Genomic DNA, 20,556 nt, shown 5'->3' with positions numbered 1-20,556 from the left:
GGCGCGCCCTGCCCGGTCCCGCGAGACTGGGGCCATGACGCCCGACGACGCCCGCCCCACCCGTGCGGCGACCGCGCCGGGGCGGGGTGGGTGGGGACGAGTCGTCGCACCGCTGCGCAGCGCGGCCACCGTCCGGGCCGGGGTCTACCTCGTGGTCGGTGGCGTGGTCGCCGGCGCGTACGTGACGCTGGTCGCCGGGTTCGTGCAGATGTTCGCCTCGCTGCAGACGCCGCGCGTCGCGACCCTCGTCCTCGCGCTCGTCTCCGCGGTCCTCGTGAGCACGCCGCCGTTCCTCGCCCCCGTCCGCGCGCTCGAGATCGCGGCCGTGCGGACGTTCCTCGACGTCGACGTGCCCGTGCCAGCGGGTGACTCGCCCCCGGGCGCGGCCACCCGCTGGCGCGCCGCGGCCTGGTACGGGCTGCACCTCGCGCTCGGCGCCGCGGTGCTCGTCGTGGTGCTGTTCCTCGTCCCGGTCGCGACGCAGCTCGTCCTCTCCGCGACGGGGGTCGAGCCGGTGCTCCTCACCGACTGGCGGCCGTGGGAGGCGCTGCCCGCGTGGACGTGGCTGGTCACCGCGGCGCTCGCGCTGCTCGCCGTCCCGTACGCCGTCGCGCTCGCGCGCGCGGTGCTCCGGCAGGCGGCCCTCCCGCTCCTCGGCCCCGACCAGTCGGAGCGCATCGCCGAGCTGGAGGCCGCGGCCGACCGCGCCGCCGAGCGGGGCCGGCTCGCGCGCGAGCTCCACGACTCGGTGGGCCACGCCCTGACCGTCACGACCCTCCAGGCCGCCGCGGCCGCCCGTCTCCTCGATCGCGACCCGGTCGCCGCACGTGCCGCGCTCGCTGCGATCGAGGAGACGGGCCGCACCGCGATGGCGGACCTCGACCACGTCCTCGGGCTGCTCCGCGCGGAGGCGTGGCCGGCCGAGGCAGGCGGACCGCGCGCGCCCGTGCGCAGCCCGGCGCGCACTCTCGCCGACCTCGACGCCCTGCTCGACGACGCGCGCCGCACGGGAGTCGACGTGCGCCTCGCGCAGGGCGACGCCGTGCTGCCGGACGTGCCGCGCGCGGTATCGCAGGAGGCGTACCGCGTGGTCCAGGAGGCGCTCACGAACGCGCTCCGGCACGCCCCGGGCGAGCCGGTCGCCGTCGCTGTGGCGCGGGGTCCGGGCGGCGCGCTCGCCGTCGAGGTGCGCAACCCGCTCGGGCCGGGCACGCGTCGTCGGGCACCCGACGGTCCCGGCCGCGCGGGTCGCGGTCTCGCGGGCATGCGGGAGCGGGCCCACCTGCTGCGCGGAGAGCTGTCGGCGGGACCCGCGCCCGACGGCGGCGCGTGGGTCGTGCGCGCCACGTTCCCGCTGGCAGGATCGGGCGGATGACGGACAGGACGACGCGCGTGGTGCTCGTGGACGACGAGCCGCTCGTGCGCGCAGGGCTGCGCGTCATCCTCGGCGCGGAGCCGGACCTCGAGGTCGTCGGCGAGGCGGGGGACGGCGCGGAGGTGCCGGGGGTCGTCGCCCGGGCGCGCCCCGACGTCGTGCTCATGGACGTGCGCATGCCGCGCGTCGACGGCATCGCGGCGACGCGCGCCCTCCTCGCCCGCGACGCCGCGCCGCGCGTGCTGGTCCTCACGACGTTCGAGAACGACGACCACGTGCTCGACGCGCTGCGGGCGGGCGCGCACGGGTTCCTGCTCAAACGCGCGCGGCCGGAGGAGGTCGCGCAGGCCGTGCGGGTCGTCGCACGCGGCGAGTCGCTCCTGTTCCCCGACGCGGTGCGGCGGCTCGCGACGGTGCGACCGCCTGCGGGCGACGAGCTGCGCGCCGCGCACCTCACCGAGCGTGAGGGCGAGGTGTTGCGGCTCGTCGCGCAGGGGCTGTCGAACGCCGAGATCGCGGCCGAGCTCTACCTCGGTGTCGAGACGGTGCGCACGCACGTCGGCAACGTGCTCGCCAAGCTCGGCGTGCGCGACCGCACGCAGGCCGTCGTGCGCGCCTACGAGTCCGGGTTCGTGCGGGCCGGCTGACGGGCGGTCCGGCACGTAGCGCTGCGCGTGCCCCGGCCCGGTGCGACGATCGCGCCATGGACCTCTCCGTGCTCTCCCGCCCCGCACCGCCCGTCCCGCCCGTCGCGACGCTCGCCCGCGTCGCCCTCGGGGTCGCCCTGGTGGGTGCGGGCGTCAGCCACCTCACGGTCGCGCGGGAGGAGTTCCAGGCCCAGGTGCCGTCCTGGTTCCCGGTCGACGAGGACGTGACGGTCCTCGCCTCGGGGGCCGTCGAGATCGCGCTGGGCGGCTCGCTCGTCGTGCTGTCCCGCTGGCGGGTCGCGGTGGGCCTGGTCGCCGCCGCGTTCTTCGTCGTGATCTTCCCGGGCAACGTCGGCCAGTGGCTCGAGGGCAAGGACGGGTTCGGCCTGGACACCGACGCCAAGCGGTTCGTGCGCCTGTTCTTCCAGCCGGTCCTCGTGGCGTGGGCGCTGTGGTCCACGGGCGCGCTGCGGGCGCTGCGTCGCGGGCCCGCGCGCGACTGATCCCCCGCACGGGGGATCGACGTCGTCGCCGCGGGGGATCCGGCGCGCGACGGCGGGCGCGAGGGTCGAGGCATGAGCACACGAACCCCGCCCCCGTCCTCCGTCCCCGCACCCTCCGGCCCGCGCACGGTCGCCGTCGGGTCCCCCGCCGGCGCGCCGCCCGGTCCCGGGGCGCACGCCGCCCGTGGCCGGTGGATCGCCCCGACCGCCGCGGTGTGGTGGGCGGTCGGGGGAGTCGCGGCCCTCGTCGTCACCCTGACCGGCGGCACGCTCGCGGTGGGCGACGCGAACGACCTGTCGTTCGGCGCCCTGAGCGGGGTCGCGGGCGCGACGCTCACGCCCTGGGTCGCGGTCCTCGCGCTCGTCGGCGCGGCGACCGCGCTGCGGGCGTGGCTCGGGGCTCGGCACGGCCCCGTCGCCCGGGCGGACCGCGCGCTGACGGTCGCGGCGACCGCCCTCGTCGCGGCCGGGGTCCTCGCCCTCACCGACGCGTCCATCCTGGCGCGGCTCGGGTACCTCCCGGTCACGCTCGTCATGGCGCCGTTCGACCCCGTGATCCGGGCGGCGTTCGAGGACTTCCTGGGCGCCGGCCCGCTCACGCAGCTCGCGCTCCTGGCCGGCGGCGCCCTGCTCGTCGCCTCGACGTGGCGGTTCGTGCGCCGCGGGGTCGGCGCGTGCGCGTCGTGCGGGCGGCGGCACGACGGCCACGACCCCGCCTGGACGACGCCCGCCGCCGCGGCGCGCTGGGGCCGGACGGCCGCGCTCGTCGCCGCCGCGATCCCGACGTTCTACGCGGTGACGCGCATCGCGTGGGTCCTCGGCATCCCGCTCGGCTTCTCGGCGGAGAACGTCGCCGACCTCGCGGGGAAGGACGGTCTGGTCGCGGCGCTCGGGCTGGGCGGCTTCGCGCTCGTGGGCGCCGTGCTCACCCTGGGCCTGTTCCAGCGCTGGGGCGAGGTCTTCCCCCGGTGGATGGTCGGGCTCGCGGGCCGCAGGGTCCCCGTCGGGCTGGCGGTCGTCCCCGCGACGATCGTGGCGGTCGCGGTGCTCCCCGCGGGGCTCTCGCTCATCGTGATCGGGCTCGGCGAGAGCCGGCTGGCGCTCACGGCGGACTCGTGGGGCGCCGTCGGCCCGACGTTCCTGTGGCCGGTGTGGTCCCTCGCCCTCGGCGCGGCGACCTACGCCTACTGGCTCCGCCGCCGCGGCACGTGCCGCGCGTGCGGCCGCGGGTGATGGCCGAGCACGCCACCGCGCGCGGTCGAGCACCACACGAGGGTCGCTGTCCGACGGATGACGACCCTCGTGTCGTGCTCGGCGGGGTCACTGGGGCTCGACCGGGCCGTCCTGGCCGGCGACGAGGTCGCCGCAGCTGGTCTCCTGCGCGGTCGTGACCACCGGGTCGTCCGCGCCGGCGTCCTGCGCGACCGTCTCCTCCTCGCCGTTCGTCGCCGTCTGCGCGCCCGTGTCGAGGTCGACGAAGGTGCGCGACACGGTGAAGGACGTGCCGTCGTCGGACACGGCGTTCAGACCCGCGAGGTGCAGCTCCCCGTCGACCTCCGTGCAGCCGACGCCCGTGCCGAACCCGGTGAAGCCCTTGTCGAACGTGTACTGCTCGCCCTGGGCGTTCTGCGTCGGGGTCACGGCGCAGTCGGCGGCGGAGAACAGCAGGACCTCACGGCCCGTGTCGACGAGCGCGACCGGCGCGGTGGCGTCGCCCGCGGCGACGAGCTGGACGATCGCGCTCGCCGCGACCGGGCTCGCGGACTCGATCGGCGCGGAGAACGTCGCGCCCGACGCGGTCGTGATCCCGAAGGCGCGGTCTGCGCCGCCGGTCAGCCACGCGGTGTCCGGGCGGCCGTCGCCGTCGACGTCGACGATCTCGTGCGTGCCCGCCCCCGCGGGGACGCCGTCGCCCGCCGCGGGGCACCCCTCGGCGGCGGGCGTCGACGTGTCGGCGGTGGGCGTGCCCGTGTCCGTCGGCGACGGGTTCGGGGACTCCGTCGCCGTCGGGGTCTCCGCCGCCGGAGCGTCGTCCGCCGGGCGGTTGACGAGCCACACGACCAGGGCGATCACCAGCACCGCGACGATCGTGAGCACGATCCACGGCCAGGTCCGCCGGGGCTGCTCGGGCTCGGGGTCGGGCGTGGGGAAGGGCAGCTCCGGCGTCGTCATTCCCTCAGGCAATCACCCGCGACGACGCGCGGCATCCCGGCGCGCCGGGCAGGTCACGAGGTGGCGTCACCCGTCCAGCGGGACCAGTCGACCGCGTCGTCCGCCTCGCACTGCCACGTCAGGTCGTCCTCGTCGTCCCGTTCGAGTCCGCGCGCCGCGTCGAGCGCGCGGCGCTCCTCCGGGCAGGCGGCGGTGACGAAGTGACCCTGGCTGGCCCACAGGTCGCTCGCCGCGTACGCGTCGGCGAAGGCCTGCACGGCGACGTCGTCCGCGGACGGCTCGCTGCTGCGTGTCGGGGCCGTTCGGGAGCCCTCCGCCGCGTCCCAGACCGTCGCGCACGCGTCGGGGTCGGGGTCGGTGTCGCAGCCGCCGTACCCCACGTTCCTGCCGAAGGCGTCACGCAGGAAGACCCCGCGGACGGCGGGAACGGCGAGGTCGGTCGGCGCGTCCGCGACCCGCATCGCGAAGACGCCACTCCACGACCCGGCGTCGAGCGGCGACACGGGGAGGTCGAGGGTGGCGCGGGCCTCGCCCTCCGGGCCGCGCAGGGTCTCGCGGGCCACGACGGTCACGGCCTCCGGTTCCTCGACCAGGTCCTGGTCGAGCACGAGCCCGACGGCGAGCTGGTCGTCACCGCCCGGCCCGGTCACGAGGGCGAGGTCTCCTCGGGACGTGGTCACGGGACCGTCGGGCAGGCCCGCGCCGGTCAGCAGCGTCTTGAGGTCGGCGTCGTCGCCGGCCCAGACCTGCAGCGGGAGGTCGACGGCGTCCGGCTCGACGGTGAGGAGGAACCGCGTCCCGGGCTCCCAGGTGGGCAGTCCGAGGTCGACGACGATCCCGCCCCCGGTGCGGTCGTGGACGCGCGGGTCGACGGCGGCCGTCACGCCCGGGGCGATCTCGACCACCCCCGCCGCGCCGGTGGTGCCCGCGGCCGCTGCCGGGGGCGCCGCGTCGACCTCTGCGCGGGGTGACAGGGGGCCCGCGAGCAGCCCGACCGCGGCGGCGCATCCCGCGGTGGCGGAGAGCGCCGCCGTCCGGCGACGGCGCTGGGCACGCCGCGAGGACTCCAGGACGCGGTGAGAGTCGAGCGTCGAGCGCAGGCCGTCGGGCGCGACAGCGGTGCGCAGGTCAGCGGCGAACGCCGCGTCGTCGTGGTCGGTCACGATCGGTCTCCTTCGGCGGAAGAGGTCGACGAGCCGGTGCGGAGGCTCGTGTCGGTGGGAGCGGCGTCGGCGGTGTCGCCGAGAGTGGCGCGCAGCCGAGCCAGCGCGCGGGACGCGGTGGACTTCACGGTCCCGACGGGGATGCCGAGCTCGCGCGACACCTCCGCCTCGGAGAGGTCGAGCAGGTGACGCAGCACGACCACGCGGCGCTGCCGCAGCGGGAGCGTGAGGAGCGCCCGCACGACCGCGTCGCGGTCGTGGACCTGGCCCGTCGCGTCGGGCGCGTGCCGGCGTGCGTCGTGGTCGAGGCCCGTGAGCACCTCGTGGCGCGTGCGCCGCCACGTGTCGACGCGCAGGTTGGCGAGGATCGTGCGGGCGTACGCGAGCGGGTCGCCCTGCCGCGCGCGTCGCCACGAGCGCCACGTGCGCTCGAACGTCTGCTGCGTGAGCTCCTCCGCGCGGTGGTGGTCGCCGGAGAGGAAGTACGCGAGCCGGTGGAGCGGGTCCTTCGCGGTCTCGACGAACGCCACGAACTCCTCCGCGTGGCCCGCGTCGGTGACCACGCGCAGGTCGCGGTCGGCCCAGCCGACCGGCGACGGTGGGTCGTCTGCTGTCATGAAGGTGGACTCCGTCGAGATCGTCACGCCCTCAGCACGCAGCGGGAGCCCGGAAGGTTCCACCCGTGACCGCGCGGGGTCGCGGACCCGTGCGGTCGGGAGCGGCCGGGTCGGCGCGGCGGATCCGGCCGGCGCCCGCGGGAGCCTACCGGCGCAGGGCCCGGGCGAGGGCGCGGGTGAGGGCGTCGCCGTCGGGGCCGAACGCCGTCGGGACGCCGCTGCCGACCTCGCCGGGGAGGCTGCCCGGCGTGGGTAGGGGGGAGCCGTGGGCGAGGACCTGCTGCGCGGGCGTCAGCTCGCGGATCGCGACGGCCGCGACGTGACCCGGGTAGCGTCTCGCGGCGCGCGCGTAGATCTCGGGGTCGTGCTGGCCGTCGTCGCCGACGAGCAGCCAGTCGACGTCGGGCAGCTCGCGGAAGAGGCGGTCGAGGGACGTGTCCTTGTGCTCGGGGCCGCTGCGGAACCAGCCGGTGTTCGTCGGGCCCCAGTCGGTGAGCAGGAGCGGGCCGGGCGGGAACCCGTGCCGCTGGAGGAACCGCCGCAGGTTCGCGGCGGTGTTCCAGGCGCCCGTCGAGACGTAGACGAACGGCGTGCCGGGGCGCTCCGCTGCGATCCCGCGGTAGAGGGCGGCCATCCCCGGCACGGGCACGCGCGCGCTCGAGTGCCGCACGAAGGTGTTCCACGCCGCGATGAACGGGCGGGGGACGGCGGTCACCATCGCGGTGTCGTCGATGTCGGACACCACGCCGAGCCGGCGTCCGTCGGCCACGACGAACACGCGGCCCTTCGCGACCGCGCCCGAGGAGGGACGGAACGTCACGTCGTGCCAGCCGGGGGCGAGCGCGACGTCGATCGTCGCGTCGAGGTACCCGCCGCGGTCGGACACGAGGTCGACCGTCGTGCTGCCCACGTGGACCCGGACCTCCTCCCGCGGTGCCGGGGCGGTGAAGAAGTACCGCCAGCCGCGGCGGTCCGCGGACTCGCGCTCGTGCAGCGCGGGGTCGAACGCGGGGCTCGCGAGGAGCACGCGCCCCAGGACGCGGACGCGACGGGGGCTGCCGTACCCGGCGAACGGCTCGACGCGCGGGCGCCACCCGCGCGCCTTCTGGAAGCGGGAGACGACGGCGCGCCACCGGTCCTCGAGCCGCGCCGCCCGGTGGGGTCGCTGGCTCGGGGTGGCCTCGGTCGTGACGGTCGGTACGGGTGCGGTCTGGGGCATGGGCGCAGCGGTGTCCTCGGTCGGGGGTGGCTGGTCAACCCTGTCACAGCCCGCCGACGCGCGCGGTCCCGGCCGGGCCTCGACGCGCGGTCCCGGAGCCCGGCGGGGTGCGGGCGGGTGCGCCCGAACCTAGCGTGGGCGCGTGAGCGAGCAGACGCCCCCGAACCCTGCCGACCTGCCCACGCGGGCGACCCCGCCGGGCGTGAGCGACGCGACCGTCGAGGCGCTCGGCGCGCTGAGCGAGGCGCTCGAGACGACGGAGCGGGCGCGCGGGCACCTGTACACGTTCCACCAGCTCACCGGGGAGGCGGACCTCGCGCTCGGCGACGCCGTCGAGAAGCTCCGGGCGGCGGGGCACGCGGAGGTCGCCGACCGGATCGCGACCGACCTGGTGGGGCGCAACGTCGCGCCCGGACGCTGGACGTTCCAGCTCGTCGAGGAGTACGACGACGGCTACTGGTCGGTGTTCCGCGACCACGAGCGCGCGGCGCGCGACGAGCTCGCGGGCGGCGTGCGCCATCTCTTCGAGGCGCGCATGAAGCAGGAGCGCCGCACGGCCGGGCGGTCGGGCCACGAGGCGGGGCCCGGCGACGTGGGCTGAGGCCGATGAGTCCGGGTGCAGTCGACGGTCCCAGGAGGGACGGACGAGACCGCCGACGAGAGGACTCCGCATGACGACCGCACCCCCCACGAGCACGCCCGGCGCGCCGGAGGGCACGCTGATCCCCGGCTACAGCTCCCCGGGCGCGAGCCCGGTGCCCTGGGAGTCCGTCCGGCGGGCGCTCGAGCGCGCCGAGATCTCCTGGATCTCGACCGTGCGGCCCGACGGCCGGCCGCACGTCACGCCGCTCATGACGGTCGTCGCGGACGGCTGCCTGCACGTCACCACCGGGCCCGAGGAGCGCAAGGCCCGCAACCTCGCCGAGAACGCGCGCGTGGTGCTCACGACCGGGACGAACGTCTACGAGGACGCGCTCGACGTCGTCGTGGAAGGGACTGCCGTACGCGTCACCGAGGACGCGGCGCTGCACCGGCTCGCCGAGCGGTGGCGCTGCAAGTACGGCGACGAGTGGTCGTTCACGGTCCGGGACGGCGCGTTCGTCAACGACGGCGACCCGGCGCTCGTCTTCGCGGTGCGGCCCGAGGTCGTGTTCGCCTACGAGCGCACGGCCGAGCACGCGGCGATGCGGTGGCGGTTCGGGTCGGGCGAGCGGCCCGACCTGCGTGCCCCGGACGCACCGCAGCCCGCCTTGTGAGGCGGGCTGCGGCGTCGGGCCGGGACGTGGTCAGTGACGCGTGATGGTGAAGGTCGACGTCGTGTTCTCGATGTCCCGGAAGTTGCCCGAGAACGTGAGGTTGGTGAACGTCGCCGTGCCCACGGCCGGGCCCTGGCCGGTCTCCGGCATCGGGTTGGCCCAGATGCCGTAGCCCGACTTGGCGTCGTACTGGTCACCGCTCTTCTTCGCCCCCGTGATGGTGACGTTGGTGAAGGTCGGGTTCTGGAACGTGTTCTGCGGCTGCCCGCCGACGTAGTTCGTCTGGAACATGATCCCGGAGTACGTCGGGTCGATGACGTCGAGGTTGTTCACCTGGATGTTCCCGAACGCCTTGGACGCCGAGAACATCCATACGGCCCCGAACACCTGGTCGCCCCAGAAGTGCCCGCCCGAGCGCACGACCGTGAGCCCATCGAACACCGTCGGCGCCGGGCCGAAGCCCTCCATCGGGTAGCCGAAGTCGAGCGAGCTGATCGTGACGCCCGAGTAGACGAGGGTGTCCGCGATGTAGATGTTGCGGAACGTGTTGTCCTGGCCGCCGTAGACCGCGAGGCCGGCCGCGCGCCACGTGTTGGTGGACGTGAGGTTCTCGAACACGTTGCCGCGCTGCCCGCTGCCGCCGTTGTCGGTGGCCGCGAAGAGCGCGAACGAGTCGTCGCCCGTGCCGCGCGCCTGGTTGTTGTGCACGTGGTTGTTCGCGCTGCCGTTGGTCATGTTGATCGCGTCCGCGAACGTGTTGCGGATGCGCGAGTTCGTGACCTCGGAGTCGTCCATGTTGGACGCCCAGAACATGCAGATCATGTGCTCGACCCAGATGTTGTCGATCGTCATGTTCTTCACGTTGGCGAAGTCGAACACCTTGCCCGGGCCGTCGATGCGCGACGTGTAGTTGCCGAAGTACGCGAAGTCGCGGAACGTCGAGCCGTTCGCGCTCGCCTCGGCGCGGAAGCCGACGTCGGTGTTCTCCTGGCCCTGCGGCGCGAAGAACCGCGTGAACCACGGCCCGGCACCGACGACGTCGACCCCCTTGCCGTAGACCTGGAACTTGCTCGACGTCTGGTAGTCGCCGGCGGGCAGGTAGACGCCCTTGAGCGTGCCGGTCGCATCCATGCGGACCTTGTCGAGCGCGGCCTGGACGTCCTGGTGCGTGAAGCCCGCGGGCTGCGTGTACTGCGCGGGGTTCGGGTTCGCCCGCGGCGTCGCGAGCTCGAGGTCGACAAAGTCGATCGCGTACTGCGACGTGTTCTGCGCGGTCTTCTGCAGGCGGATCTTCGAGCCCGCCGGGACGGTCGTGCCGAGCAGCGTGCTCGACTCGTCGTAGACGTGGCGCGGCGCGCCCTGGCCCGGCTGGTTGCCCGGGTTGGTCTCGTTGCCGTACAGCCACGCGTAGCGGGACGTGAGGTCGATGTTCTTGAGGAACTGGCCGTCGACGTAGATCGCGAGGGTCGCGTTCGTGCCGCCGCCGCCCGCCGAGTCGGGGAGGGAGAAGCGGGTCAGGAGCGTGTTCGTCGGGGCCTTGGTGGTCCACTCGACGTACGCGCCGGTCTGGTTGAGCGTCACCGCGCGTCGGCCCGACGCCTCGCCCGCGAGGTCGCCGACGACGCGGTTGGGCGCCAGCACGGTCGCGCCGCCGCCCGTGACGCCGTCCTCCGCCTCGTACGTGTCGAACGGCAGGTTGGCGCCGCGTCCGACGAACAGGGGGCGCGTCGCGGTGTTGTTGGCCTGCTTCGCCGAGACCTCGGTGGAGTCCGGCGCGGCGACGACCTTCACGTCGTAGTTGCCGTTCGCGGCGGTCCACGTGCCGAGGTTGACGCTCGCGCTGCTCGCGCCCGCGGCGATCGCGCCGCTCGCGGAGCCGGTGAGGGTGCGCACGACGGCGCCCGTGGCCTTGTTCGTCACGGTGACGGTGAGGCCGTGCGCGGACGTGGAGGTCGGGACGTTGCCCTGGTTCGCGATCGTCGCGGAGAACGTCACCGTGCTGCCCGCGGCGGGGTTGCTCGGCGACCACGTCAGGGTCGGGACGAGGTCCGAGCTCGGGACGGCGGTGACGACGAGCGGGGTCGGGTTCGCGTACCCGTTGTTGCCCTCGTTCTGCTCTGCGACCGTTCCGCCCGCGTCGGCGACCGCGCCGATCGTGTAGCTCGCGGCGGGGCGGGCGCCGACGTCGGCCGTGACGGTCGCCTGGGCACCGGCCGCGAGCGCGCCGACCGGCTTCGTCGCGACCGTCTGGCCGTTCAGCGTGAACGCGACGTCGGTCGCGGCGGACGACTGCGTGCCGATGTTCTTCACGACCGCCGACAGCGTGATCGCCTGCGACTCGAGCGGCGAGGCGGGGGTCGCGGTGACGCTCGTGACGACGAGGTCGGGGTTGGGCGCGGCGGTGCCGAACACCTGGAGCTCGGCGACCTGGCCGTTGCCGGAGCCGGTGTTCCCCGTGAACCGCAGGCGCACGTCCTTGGCGGTGCCGGTCACGGGGACGGTCACGGTGTTCCCGGTGCTGGGGGAGAACGCGTAGCCAGCCGACGCCTTGAGCGTCTGCCACGCGCCGGTCGCGGTCGCGCGACCCTGGACCTCGAAGGTCTGGGTGCGCGGGCCCCACGCGGATGCCGGCGGGAGCTTGACGGCGACGTTCGTGAGCTGGGCCGCGGCGTCGAGCGAGACCGTGAGCGTGCTCGGGTACTGGCCGCCCGCGCCCTCCCAGTAGGTCGACGTGCTGTCGTCGTTCGCGTTCTTCGCGACGAACTGCCACTCCGTCGACGACGCCTCGATCGGCTTGTTCAGCGCGAGGTTGGTGCCGGTGGGCGGCTCGGGGTTCCCGGGGCCCGGGTCGGTCCCGCCGGCCGTGCCGCGCACCTCGAGCTCGGAGAGCTGGCCCGCGGGCCAGCCCGTGTTCGCGGTGATCTGCACGCGCACGTAGCGGGCGGACGTGTCCGGCACGTCGACCGTCACGGTGTTCCCCGACGCGGGGTTGAACGCGTACGCCTGTGACGCCTTGATCGTGGCGAAGCTCGAGCCGTCGGTGCTCGACTGCACGCTGAGGGTCTGGCTGCGCGTCTCCCAGCCCGTGGGCAGCTTGAGCACGAGGTCCTCGACCGTGGCGGCCGCGCCGAGGTCGACCTGCGCCCACTGGGGGAACGTGTTGTTGGTCGACTCCCAGTAGGTGCCCTGGTTGCCGTCGGTGAGGTTGCCGGACAGGTACGGCGAGTTGTTGCTGCTCGCCGCCGTCGACTTCCCGGCGGACAGCACCGTGGGTGCGGCCGTCGCCGTCGTGGTCAGGCCGAGCGGGACGAGCAGGGCCGCTGCCCCCGCCGTCGCGGCGAGGAGGCGGAGCCGGCGCTGCGGCGCGCCGGCGGTTGTGCGGTTCGACGTGCTGGGTCGATGTCTCATCGATGTCCTCGATCTCCCGTCGTCGTCGACGGGCGTCAGGCCGCGCCGAGCGCGACCCCGCACCGGGCCGGACGCCCGGGTCGGAGGACGGGCCACGGCGCACGTCCGGCCGTGGCCGGGTGGCTCGGGTCAGTACCTTCGAGAATTGCGGACCCGCTGTGCCGCACCGCACAACGGAGTGTTGATTTCTTGCATCAACACGCAAGAACGCTACTGCCGGGTGAAGGAGGCGTCAAGAGATGTCGCAAGCACCCGATGTGCCACGTTCGTCGAGGTAGATCCCTGGTCCCGCGAGGTAGAGCCGTGGTTCTTTGCCCGACGGCGCGTGGTCGCCCTGGGTGGTCGGGGTGGGTGGTGGTGCCGCGTCTACCATCCGCCGCTCGTTCCTCGCGGCTCCCGCCAGGCCCGCCACGACGCGGCACCACCACCCACCCCGACCGGCGTCGACTCGCCCTGGTCTCCGCTCGGCCGGGCCGCCCGCGGTGGACGACCTGACGCCGTCGGGCGCGACCACCCAGGGGCGTCGAGTGGTGGTGCCGCGAGGGGCGGGCTCGGGGCCGGTAGGGTCCGCGCATGGGAATCGGGCCGATCTACCCGCTGCTGATCCTGCTCTACGTCGCCGTGATCGCGACCGTCGCCGTCCTGGTGATCTGGGCGTTGATCCTCACGATCCGGCTGCTGCGCAGCGTGCTCTCGGAGCGCGACGCCCGAGCCCGCGCGGGCTGGCCGCCGCCTCCGTCGGCGTAGTCGCTCGGTTCGCCCTCAGTCCGCGGCAGGGCCGAAGCGCTCGGTCTTGACCCGCGCCGGGTCGTGGCCGAGCGAGACGAGCTGGCGGGCGACGGCCTCGACGAAACCCGTCGGCCCGCATACGAAGCACGCCGGGTCGATCTCGGCGGGCCAGCCCCACGCAGCGAGGTCGCGGCGCTCGAGGCGCCCGGGGCCGCGCATCGACCCGAGCGGCGTCGAGCGCGTGAAGACGACCTGGACGTCGAGGCCGTCGTGCGCGGCGGCGAGCCGGTCGAGGTCGTCGACGTACAGCCGGTCCTCCGGGCGGCGCACCGAGTAGACGAGCCGGAACGGCGTGCGGTCGCCGGTGTCGCGGCGGGTCCGCAGCATCGCCATGAGCGGCACGAGGCCCGACCCGCCGGCCGCGAGCAGGACCGGCGTCCCGGCGTCGCGCTCCGGCGACCAGACGAACCAGCCGCCGACCGGCCCGCGCAGCTCGATCGCCTCGCCGACCGCGAACACGTCGGTGAGATACGTCGAGACCTCCCCGCCCGGGACGCGTTGCACGGTGACCTCGACGCGCGCGGGAGAGGCGCCGTCGTGCACGCCGTCTGTCGCGACGGTGGGCGACCCGTCCGCGGCGTCGCCGTCGCGCACGGGGGCGCGGGTCGCCGCGCTGCCGATCGAGTAGCTGCGCTCGGCGGTGTAGCCGTCGGGTGCGGTGAGGCGCAGGTCGACGTGCTGCCCGGCCAGGTGCCCGGGCCAGGCGGGGACCTGGAGGACGAGCGTGCGCGCGGACGGGCTCTCCTCCCACGCGTCGACGAGCGTCGCGACCTGCCAGCGTGACGGCGTCGCGTACCGGGCGCCGAGGCGGACGGGCGCCTCAGTCATCTCGAGGCTCAATCACCCTGGTACCTCTGCTCGCGCCACGGGTCGCCGAGGTCGTGGTAGCCCAGCCGCTCCCAGAACCCCTGCCGGTCCATGGGCATGAGCGTGATGCTGTTGACCCACTTGGCCGACTTCCAGAAGTACAGGTGCGGCACGAGCAGCCGCGCCGGGCCGCCGTGCACGGGGTGCAGCGGCGCGCCGTCGAACGTGTGCACGACCCACGCCTTGCCGCCCAGGAGCTCTGCGACCGGGAGGTTCGTCGTGTACCCGCCGTAGCAGCCGATCATCGCGAAGTCGGCGGTCGACTCGACGTCGGCGAGGAGCGTGTCGAGCGAGACGCCGCGCCACGACGTCCCGAACTTGGACCAGCGGGTCACGCAGTGGATGTCGACGGTCGGCTCGTCCTGGGGGAGCGCCATGAGGTCCGCCCACGACCAGGCGTGCGTCGCGCCGGTCTCGGTGGTGACGTCAAGCCGCCAGGTCGCGGTGTCGACGCGCGGTGTGGGCCCCGCCGAGAGCACCGGGAACCCGGTCTCGACGTACTGGCCCGGCGGGAGCGCCACGCCCTGCGGGCGTGGCCGGCCGTGGAAGCCGGGGGTGAGGGTGCTCATGGCACACGGTAGGCGCGGTGCCCGACGGCGCGCCAGGGCTCAGGCGTTCGCGTCCCCGCTGGGCGGCGCCGCGACGAGGCGCACCACGGCGTCGCGCAGCCAGGCGCGGTACCGCTCGTCGGACCAGCCCGCCCCCTCGACGAAGTGCGCCCAGCCCTCGGGCGCGAGCAGGTAGGAGAGGGCCTCGGCCGCCTCCTCCCGGGAGGAGTGCGGGCGGAAACCGTGCGCCACGAGCACGTCCACGCTCGCGCGCAGGTCGGCGCGGCGGCGTCCGAGGAGCGCGTCGAGCTCCGCGGCGACGGCCTCGTCGGAGCGTGCCGCCGACGTGAAGGCGGACCACAGTCCGGCGACGCGTGCGTTCGCCGCCGCGACGAGCGCGACGAGCCCGTCGAGGAACTTCTCGGGGTCGGTGGTGCCGGCGACGGAGCGGCCCTCGGGCCGTTCGCCGAGGGACTCCCGCCCCTCGGACCCGGCGAACGTGAGCTCGAACGCGGCGAGGAGCAGCGCGCGCTTGGGCCCGTGCGCCTTGACCGTCTCGAGCGACACGCCCGCGCGCTCGGCGACGCGCGCGAGGGTCGTGCGCTCGTAGCCGCGCTCGGCGAGCTCCTGCGCGGCGGCGCGCACGACCCGCTCACGCGTGCGCGCGGCCTGCTCGGCGCGGAGGTCGGACGTGTAGGCGCGCGGGACCACTATTGACTACCCCTCGAAGGTGATGAATACTCCTGACGGTTGATCGATCTTCTCACACGCCGGCTCCCCACCGGCGCCCCCGCGCAGACGGCCCGGTCCTGCGCCTTCCCGTCCCCCCGGCGCGCCGCGCGCCGCCACGAGAGAGGCACCACCGATGGCCGACGTCCTGCTCTGCTCCACCCCTGTGCACGCCCACGTCACCCCGCTGCTCGCCGTCACGCGGGCACTCGTCGCCCGCGGGCACGGCGTCCGGTTCCTGACAGGATCCCGGTTCGCCGCGGCCGTCGAGGCAGCGGGCGCCACGTTCCTCCCGCTCCCCGCGGAGGCCGACTTCGACGACCGGGACCTCGCGGCCGCGTTCCCCGGTCGCGCGGGGCGCACCGGGCTCGACGCGATCCGGCACGACATGCTGGAGATCTTCGTCGGGCCCGGCGTCGCGCAGTACCGGGCGGTGGTCGACGCCCTCGCGTCCCGCCCGGCCGACGCCGTGCTCGTCGAGCCGCTGTTCCTCGGCGCGATGCCGCTCGTGGCGACGCCCGCCGACAGCCGGCCGCCCGTCCTCGCGCTCGGCATCTTCCCGCTCGGGCTCAAGAGCGACCGCACCGCGCCGTTCGGCCTCGGTGTCCTGCCCGCGCGCGGACCGCTCGGCGTGGTGCGCAACAGGGCGCTGCACCGGTTCGTCGAGGGTGTCGCGTTCGCCGCCCCGCAGCGCGCCGCCCAGGACATGGTCCGCGCGGCGGGCGGGGAGCCGAGCGGCACCTTCTTCCTCGGCTGGCCCGCCGACGCGGACGCCGTCGTGCAGCTCACCGTCCCCGAGCTCGAGTACCCGCGGCCCGACGTCGCGACCCCGGTCCGGTTCGTGGGCCCGCCGCGCCCGGCGCCGGGCAGTGTCGACCTCCCGGGGTGGTGGGGCGACCTCGACACCCGCCGACCGGTCGTCCACGTCACCCAGGGGACCGTCGCGAACGAGGACCCGACCCAGCTCCTCGTCCCCACGCTGCGCGCGCTCGCCGACGAGGACGTGCTCGTGGTCGCCGCGACGGGCGGCCGTCCGGTCGGTTCGCTCGGGTCGCTCCCGGCGAACGCGCGCGCGGCCGAGTACCTCCCGTACGACGCGCTGCTGCCGCGCACCTCGGTCCTCGTGACCAACGGCGGCTACGGCGGCGTCCACCATGCCTTGCGGCACGGCGTCCCCGTGATCGTCGCGGGCAAGACCGAGGACAAGGCGGAGGTCGCCGCGCGCGTCGCGTGGACGGGCGCCGGCGTGCGGCTGCGGACGAGCACGCCGCGCCCCGCCCAGGTGCGGCGCGCGGTGCGGCGTCTGCTCGCCGACCCGTCGTACGCGCGAGCCAGCGCACGCATCGGCGAGCGCATCGCGGCCTCACCGGGCGAGGACGGCGTGGTCGACGTCGTCGAGGAGGTCGTCGCCTCTCGGGAGGCGTCGCGCGCCGTCCGCTGACCGGGGCAGGATCGGGGGATGCCCAGCGACCTGCTCATGCGCATCCACGGCCCCGAGTTCCGCGCCATGTCCGAGAGGGTGCTGCGCGCCACCGAGCTCACCTCGCGGCTCAACGTCCTGCCGTTCGACGACGAGCAGGGCCGGGCGCGGCTGTTCGAGCAGATCCTGGGCCGCCCGCTGGGGCCGCGCGTGACGATCTACCCGCCCTTCTTCACGGACCACGGACTGAACCTGGACCTGGGGGAGCGGGTGTTCGTCAACCAGAACTGCACGTTCCTCGACTACGCGGGCATCCGGCTGGCCGAGCGCGTCATGGTCGCCCCACGGGTCACGTTCATCACCGTCGGGCACCCCGTCGACACCGACGACCGCAAGGTCTGGCTCACCGGCGGCCCGATCGACGTGCACGAGAACGTGTGGATCGGGGCCGGGGCCACGATCCTGCCCGGCGTGACCATCGGCCGCGACGCGGTCGTCGCCGCCGGCGCGGTCGTGACCGACGACGTCCCGCCGCGCAGCCTGGTCACCGGCACCAAGGCGGCGGTGCGCCGCACGTGGTGACCGGTCAGCTCCGGCTCAGCACTCGATCTGTTGGTCGTGCTGAAGCCTGCGCTTGCTTCGCTGCGCTCCGGCTCAGCACTCGACGACGTTGACCGCGAGGCCGCCCGTCGAGGTCTCCTTGTACTTGGTCGACATGTCGACGCCGGTCTGGCGCATCGTCTCGATGACGGTGTCGAGCGAGACGACGTGCGAGCCGTCGCCCTGGAGCGCGAGGCGCGCCGCGGAGACGGCGGTGCAGGCGGCGATGGCGTTGCGCTCGATGCACGGGACCTGGACGAGCCCGCCGACGGGGTCGCACGTGAGCCCGAGGTTGTGCTCCATCGCGATCTCGGCCGCGTTCTCCACCTGGGCGGGTGTGCCGCCGAGCACGGCGCAGATCGCGCCCGCCGCCATCGAGCACGCCGAGCCGACCTCGCCCTGGCAACCGGCCTCCGCGCCGGAGATCGACGCGTTGCGCTTGTAGAGCGCGCCGATCGCGGCGGCCGTGAGGAGGTACGTGCGCATGGCCCGACGTCGGCGCGCGGGGTCCGCGGCGACGTCCGGGTGGGTGCGCAGGAAGTGCCGACCGACCGCGGGGATGATGCCCGCGGCGCCGTTCGTGGGGGCGGTGACGACGCGACGCCCGTCGGCGTTCTCCTCGTTGACGGCCATGGCGAACGCCTGGAGCCACTCGATGGTCGTGTCGGCGCCGCGCTCGTCGGCGAGCTCGAGTCGTTCGCGCTGGGCCCGCGCCCGACGGCGGACCTTGAGGCGTCCGGGCAGCACCCCGTCGCGCTCGAGCCCGGCGTCGACGCACGCGCTCATGGTGTCCCAGATCCGGTCGACCCCCGCCTCGACCTCGGCGGCGGGGCGCAGGGCGGACTCGTTCGCCCACGCGACGGCGGCGATGGACGTGCGCTCGCGCTCGCACAGGGCGAGGAGCTCGGCGGCGTTGGCGAACGGGAACGGGACGCCGGTCGGCTCGGTGCGCGGGTCGATCGCCTCGCCCGCGAGCTCGGCGCCGAGCTGCGCGGCCTCGTTCGCCGCGGCGGACTCGAGCTCGGCCGCCGTGAGGACGAACCCCCCGCCCACCGAGTAGTACGCCTCCTCGGCGAGCGTCGCGCCGTCGGCGTCGAGCGCGGTGAAGCGCATGCCGTTGGGGTGGCCGGGCATGCGCGTCAGCGGCGCGAGGCGCACGTCCTCGCTCGTCATCGTGACGCGGTGCCGGCCCAGCAGCGCGACGGGCGCGCCGTCGCCCAGCTTCTCCCACGAGCCGGGGACCCGGGCGGGGTCGCACGTCTCGGGGTCGAGGCCGAGCAGCCCCGCGACGACGGCGTCCGGCGTGCCGTGGCCGACGCCCGTGGCCCCGAGCGACCCGCAGAGCACGACCCGCAGGCCGGCGACCGCGTCCAGCACGCCGTCGTCCGCCAGCGTCGCGACGAACGCCTTCGACGCCCGCATCGGCCCGACGGTGTGCGAGCTCGACGGCCCCACGCCGACGGAGAAGAGGTCGAGGACCGACACGTACGCGCTCATGGAGACCATGGTCGCACCCCGTCCCACGATGCGGGCGGTTCTTGCTATAGCGGATGGACCCGCGAATGTCAGCCGGCCCTGTGCAGGACGACCGGGCACGTCGCGAGGTGGTCGTCGACGAGCCCGCACGCCTGCATGGCCGCGTAGGCGGTCGTCGGCCCGACGAACCGGAACCCGTGCTTCTTGAGCGCCTTCGAGAGCGCGGTCGACTCGGGCGTGAGCCCGGGCACGTCGCCCCACGTCGCGGGGCGCTCGCGGCGGGCCGGCGGCGCGAACGACCAGAGCAGCTCGTCCAGCGTGCGTCCGCTCTCCTGGAGCGCGAGCAGGGCGCGCGCGTTGTCGATCGTGGCCGTGATCTTCTGCCGGTTCCGGATGATGCGGGTGTCGCCGAGCAGGCGCTCGACGTCGGGCTCGTCGAACGCGGCGACGGCCTCCGGGTCGAACCCCGCGAAGACCTCGCGGAAGGCGGGGCGCTTGCGCAGCACGGTGATCCAGGACAGGCCGGACTGGAACCCCTCGAGCGCCAGGCGCTCGAACAGCGCCGTGTCCCCGTGCACCGGGACCGCCCACTCGGTGTCGTGGTACTCCTCGTAGAGCGGGTCCCCGTCACCGAAGCAGCGGGCGCCCGGCTGCGGGGAGGCGGGCGCGTCGTCGGGCACCGCCAGGGGCGTGGGCGGGGTCGTCTCGGTCGTCATGCGTCCACTCTGCCCGGTCCCGCCGACACGTGGCCCGCTCCCGGTGCCCCCTGTGGGCGGGGACCGCACGATCCGGGCCTGTGCACGCTCACGTTCCCGGGGGCGGCCCGGGAGGCAGCCGGAGGTCCGCGATGGCGCGCAGCGCGTCGAGGTGGGCGACGAGAGCGTCACGCCCGGTGCTGGTCAGCCGGACCCAGGTGCGTGCGCGCCGCCCCGACCGTTCCTTGGAGATCTCCACGTACCCTGCGGCCTCCAGCACCGTGAGCTGCTTGGACAGCGTCGGGTCGGAGAGCTCGATGGTGTCGCGCAGGGTCTTGAAGTCCGCCTTCTCGACGCCGGACAGCGCCGCGACGACCGACAGGCGCACGGGGGAGTGGATCACCTCGTCGAGCGTGTGCCGCGGGTGGTGCTCGTCGGCGTCGCCCGCGGCGCCGACGCGCCCCGCGTTCATGCGGTCGCCGCGTCGTCGCGCGGCGCGGGCAGCCACGCCGCGAGGAGCAGGGGGGCCGCGCTGACGAGGGCGGCGGGGACCCAGAACGCGACGTCGCCCGTGAACCGGTCGAGCCCGAGGAAGAGCGTCGCGCCGTAGACGACGGCCCACCCGCCGGCGCCGAGGACCAGGCGGCGTCGCGTCCCGGCGGCCATGCTCCCCTGGCGCGCGGCCCACGTGACACCTGCCGTGACGATCACGGCCCAGGCGCTCATGCCGACGACGAAGCCGATCCGGCCGCCGAGGCCCAGGGCGAGCACGAGGCCGACGCTCGCCGCCGCCCAGCCCGAGAGGTAGAGGCGGATCCAGCGCCAGCCCTGGGTCCGCGTCGAGGCGGCGAGCCGTGCGGCGTGCTCCAGCGCCGAGGATGCCTCGGCCGGGCTGGGGGCGGTGCGGGCGGTCGTGTCGTCGGTGGCCATGGATGCCATGCAAGCATCTACTTTCCAATGTGGCAAGTAGTTGCCCTGGGGAGTTGTGCCGATGGTCGGCGTCACCGGTCCGGGGCACACTGTTCCCCGCCGGCCGCGCACGCGGGTGCGCCGGCGTCGTCGTCCCGCCCGC

General features: G+C 74.9%; 21 protein-coding genes. 9 read left to right on the top strand and 12 right to left on the bottom strand.

Annotated elements, in window-relative coordinates; genetic code table 11:
* The first annotated feature begins 34 nt into the window (after window positions 1-34).
* From ACN9MS_RS19425 to ACN9MS_RS19410, 4 genes are all read left to right on the top strand, one after another.
* Entirely contained in the window at window positions 35-1,375 is a 1,341-nt protein-coding gene (locus ACN9MS_RS19425; RefSeq protein ID WP_426310019.1) for a sensor histidine kinase, read from the top strand.
* Window positions 1,372-2,022: a response regulator gene (locus ACN9MS_RS19420; protein ID WP_426310018.1), complete on the top strand. Its 651-nt coding sequence runs from the start codon at window positions 1,372-1,374 to the stop codon at window positions 2,020-2,022. Before ACN9MS_RS19425 ends, ACN9MS_RS19420 begins: the two co-directional genes overlap by 4 nt.
* 56 nt (window positions 2,023-2,078) lie before the next feature.
* On the top strand, window positions 2,079-2,525 hold the full coding sequence (locus ACN9MS_RS19415; protein ID WP_426310017.1) for a DoxX family protein: 447 nt from the start codon (window positions 2,079-2,081) through the stop codon (window positions 2,523-2,525).
* Window positions 2,526-2,597: 72 nt separating this feature from the next.
* A complete protein-coding gene (locus ACN9MS_RS19410; RefSeq protein WP_426310016.1) occupies window positions 2,598-3,758 on the top strand; it encodes a hypothetical protein in 1,161 nt (386 codons plus the stop codon).
* Window positions 3,759-3,845: 87 nt separating this feature from the next.
* Here ACN9MS_RS19410 and ACN9MS_RS19405 read toward each other — a convergent pair whose 3' ends face one another.
* The 4 genes from ACN9MS_RS19405 to ACN9MS_RS19390 form a co-directional block, all read right to left on the bottom strand.
* Window positions 3,846-4,697 (bottom strand): hypothetical protein, encoded by an 852-nt coding sequence (locus ACN9MS_RS19405; RefSeq protein WP_426310015.1) that lies wholly within the window; start codon window positions 4,695-4,697, stop codon window positions 3,846-3,848.
* Between the two features lie 53 nt (window positions 4,698-4,750).
* Entirely contained in the window at window positions 4,751-5,860 is a 1,110-nt protein-coding gene (locus ACN9MS_RS19400) for a hypothetical protein (protein ID WP_426310014.1), read from the bottom strand.
* Complete coding sequence (locus tag ACN9MS_RS19395) at window positions 5,857-6,504, bottom strand: SigE family RNA polymerase sigma factor (RefSeq protein WP_426310013.1); 648 nt, start codon at window positions 6,502-6,504, stop codon at window positions 5,857-5,859. The genes ACN9MS_RS19400 and ACN9MS_RS19395 overlap by 4 nt, the downstream gene beginning before the upstream one ends.
* A gap of 118 nt (window positions 6,505-6,622) precedes the next feature.
* On the bottom strand, window positions 6,623-7,696 hold the full coding sequence (locus ACN9MS_RS19390; RefSeq protein WP_426310012.1) for an App1 family protein: 1,074 nt from the start codon (window positions 7,694-7,696) through the stop codon (window positions 6,623-6,625).
* A 142-nt stretch (window positions 7,697-7,838) separates the two neighbouring features.
* On the opposite strand from ACN9MS_RS19390, the gene ACN9MS_RS19385 reads away from it, so the two are divergent.
* Window positions 7,839-8,297, top strand: coding sequence for a hypothetical protein (locus tag ACN9MS_RS19385; protein ID WP_426310011.1), 459 nt, complete (start codon window positions 7,839-7,841; stop codon window positions 8,295-8,297).
* A gap of 70 nt (window positions 8,298-8,367) precedes the next feature.
* The gene (locus tag ACN9MS_RS19380; protein ID WP_426310010.1) at window positions 8,368-8,952 is read left to right on the top strand and encodes a pyridoxamine 5'-phosphate oxidase family protein; all 585 of its coding nucleotides are present in this window, start codon (window positions 8,368-8,370) and stop codon (window positions 8,950-8,952) included.
* A gap of 30 nt (window positions 8,953-8,982) precedes the next feature.
* On the opposite strand, the gene ACN9MS_RS19375 is transcribed toward ACN9MS_RS19380, so the two are convergent.
* On the bottom strand, window positions 8,983-12,360 hold the full coding sequence (locus ACN9MS_RS19375) for a discoidin domain-containing protein (RefSeq protein ID WP_426310009.1): 3,378 nt from the start codon (window positions 12,358-12,360) through the stop codon (window positions 8,983-8,985).
* A 573-nt stretch (window positions 12,361-12,933) separates the two neighbouring features.
* Between ACN9MS_RS19375 and ACN9MS_RS19370 the strand changes: the two genes are divergently transcribed.
* Window positions 12,934-13,107 (top strand): hypothetical protein, encoded by a 174-nt coding sequence (locus tag ACN9MS_RS19370; RefSeq protein ID WP_156186253.1) that lies wholly within the window; start codon window positions 12,934-12,936, stop codon window positions 13,105-13,107.
* Window positions 13,108-13,122: 15 nt separating this feature from the next.
* Here ACN9MS_RS19370 and ACN9MS_RS19365 read toward each other — a convergent pair whose 3' ends face one another.
* Genes ACN9MS_RS19365 through ACN9MS_RS19355 form a run of 3 tightly spaced genes read right to left on the bottom strand, consistent with a single transcriptional unit; the run spans window position 13,123 to window position 15,275 of the window.
* The gene (locus ACN9MS_RS19365; RefSeq protein ID WP_426310008.1) at window positions 13,123-13,977 is read right to left on the bottom strand and encodes a ferredoxin reductase; all 855 of its coding nucleotides are present in this window, start codon (window positions 13,975-13,977) and stop codon (window positions 13,123-13,125) included.
* Window positions 13,978-13,985: 8 nt separating this feature from the next.
* A complete protein-coding gene (locus ACN9MS_RS19360) occupies window positions 13,986-14,585 on the bottom strand; it encodes a molybdopterin-dependent oxidoreductase (RefSeq protein WP_378229977.1) in 600 nt (199 codons plus the stop codon).
* A gap of 39 nt (window positions 14,586-14,624) precedes the next feature.
* Window positions 14,625-15,275 carry a TetR/AcrR family transcriptional regulator gene (locus ACN9MS_RS19355; RefSeq protein ID WP_426310007.1) on the bottom strand — a complete coding sequence of 217 codons (651 nt, stop codon included), beginning with the start codon at window positions 15,273-15,275 and terminating at the stop codon, window positions 14,625-14,627.
* A 154-nt stretch (window positions 15,276-15,429) separates the two neighbouring features.
* On the opposite strand from ACN9MS_RS19355, the gene ACN9MS_RS19350 reads away from it, so the two are divergent.
* Together ACN9MS_RS19350 and ACN9MS_RS19345 are read left to right on the top strand one after the other, a co-directional pair.
* The gene (locus ACN9MS_RS19350; RefSeq protein WP_426310006.1) at window positions 15,430-16,734 is read left to right on the top strand and encodes a glycosyltransferase; all 1,305 of its coding nucleotides are present in this window, start codon (window positions 15,430-15,432) and stop codon (window positions 16,732-16,734) included.
* A gap of 18 nt (window positions 16,735-16,752) precedes the next feature.
* On the top strand, window positions 16,753-17,295 hold the full coding sequence (locus ACN9MS_RS19345; protein WP_426310005.1) for a DapH/DapD/GlmU-related protein: 543 nt from the start codon (window positions 16,753-16,755) through the stop codon (window positions 17,293-17,295).
* Between the two features lie 72 nt (window positions 17,296-17,367).
* Here ACN9MS_RS19345 and ACN9MS_RS19340 read toward each other — a convergent pair whose 3' ends face one another.
* The 4 genes from ACN9MS_RS19340 to ACN9MS_RS19325 all read right to left on the bottom strand — a co-directional run bounded on the left by ACN9MS_RS19340 (window position 17,368) and on the right by ACN9MS_RS19325 (window position 20,414).
* The gene (locus ACN9MS_RS19340; protein WP_426310004.1) at window positions 17,368-18,810 is read right to left on the bottom strand and encodes an L-serine ammonia-lyase; all 1,443 of its coding nucleotides are present in this window, start codon (window positions 18,808-18,810) and stop codon (window positions 17,368-17,370) included.
* 68 nt (window positions 18,811-18,878) lie between these two features.
* Window positions 18,879-19,505, bottom strand: a complete 627-nt coding sequence (locus tag ACN9MS_RS19335) for a DNA-3-methyladenine glycosylase I (protein ID WP_426310003.1) — start codon at window positions 19,503-19,505, stop codon at window positions 18,879-18,881.
* Between the two features lie 88 nt (window positions 19,506-19,593).
* Window positions 19,594-19,956, bottom strand: a complete 363-nt coding sequence (locus ACN9MS_RS19330) for a winged helix-turn-helix domain-containing protein (RefSeq protein ID WP_053370464.1) — start codon at window positions 19,954-19,956, stop codon at window positions 19,594-19,596.
* A complete protein-coding gene (locus tag ACN9MS_RS19325) occupies window positions 19,953-20,414 on the bottom strand; it encodes a hypothetical protein (RefSeq protein WP_400553466.1) in 462 nt (153 codons plus the stop codon). Before ACN9MS_RS19325 ends, ACN9MS_RS19330 begins: the two co-directional genes overlap by 4 nt.
* Between the last annotated feature and the right edge of the window lie 142 nt (window positions 20,415-20,556).

This window comes from Cellulosimicrobium sp. E-16 (assembly GCF_049913115.1).
Lineage (GTDB): Bacteria > Actinomycetota > Actinomycetes > Actinomycetales > Cellulomonadaceae > Cellulosimicrobium.
The sequence above is the reverse complement of the archived record's forward strand: the minus strand, read 5'-3'. Positions and strand labels throughout refer to the sequence as shown.